Genomic DNA, 700 nt, shown 5'->3' with positions numbered 1-700 from the left:
TATAAGGCAGTTTTCGATATGTAAATCACAATTTCACTATGGTTTAACCGGAAAGTATTGAATCAATAGGGGAGAGTCCTATATTGGGAAGTGTAGCCTTAGTGGAGGTGAAGTATTATGATTTGGGATACTCTCAAACGTGTAAATAAACTTCGCAAGGAAGCAATGGAGGATCCAGAATTCTTGGATTCAGCAAAAATGCATGAGGAATGGCTTTTGAGCGAAACTCATAATCAATCCAATAAAGGAGCAAAAGAAAAGAAACCAAAAAAACTGTCTGACATCTATGAGAATACAGACTTTACTATCAACCCAAACGGAACGAAACATTAAACAATGATTAACTGTAACACGGCTGAGGCTCTTAACCCGAAAGCTAAGTACCAACGACACACACCAGCCTTTAGCCACCAATAAAAAAGCCACTTTCAATGTATCGAAAGTGGCTTTTTCTTTTCTAGCTGCTTAGAAGCGATATCTGCATTCAGTCCTAGCTGTTGATTAGGCTCAAGCCGCTTGGTAAAGCATCACCAAACACACGCTTAGATTCGCTCTCGGACAGCTCAGTTACTTCACTAACCAGCGTTAACCAAGACTCTGGAACCTTGCTCTGCTTTAGCTTCTCAATCACTTGATTACGGTAATCGTCAGAGATATCAAACTGTCGGTCGCCAGTCTTGCGACAAATCATCACTGCGGC

Annotated in this window: 2 protein-coding genes; one reads left to right on the top strand and one right to left on the bottom strand. The window is 41.0% G+C overall.

Going from position 1 to position 700, the window contains the following annotated elements; genetic code table 11:
- The first annotated feature begins 117 nt into the window (after nucleotides 1-117).
- Nucleotides 118-333, top strand: coding sequence for a hypothetical protein (locus BCT81_RS04065; protein WP_102423307.1), 216 nt, complete (start codon nucleotides 118-120; stop codon nucleotides 331-333).
- A 157-nt stretch (nucleotides 334-490) separates the two neighbouring features.
- Here BCT81_RS04065 and BCT81_RS04060 read toward each other — a convergent pair.
- Nucleotides 491-700: molecular chaperone DnaK (locus tag BCT81_RS04060; protein WP_102423306.1), on the bottom strand; the 210-nt coding region annotated here is incomplete at its 5' end.

It is taken from the genome of Vibrio sp. 10N.261.52.A1, assembly GCF_002876325.1.
GTDB classification, from domain to species: domain Bacteria; phylum Pseudomonadota; class Gammaproteobacteria; order Enterobacterales; family Vibrionaceae; genus Vibrio; species Vibrio chagasii.
This window is presented reverse-complemented; position numbering and strand designations above follow the sequence as displayed.

Coding starts and splice junctions, on each gene's coding strand:
- BCT81_RS04065 (WP_102423307.1), top strand. CDS start 118: ATGATTTGGGATACTCTCAAACGTGTAAATAAACTTCGCAAGGAAGCA.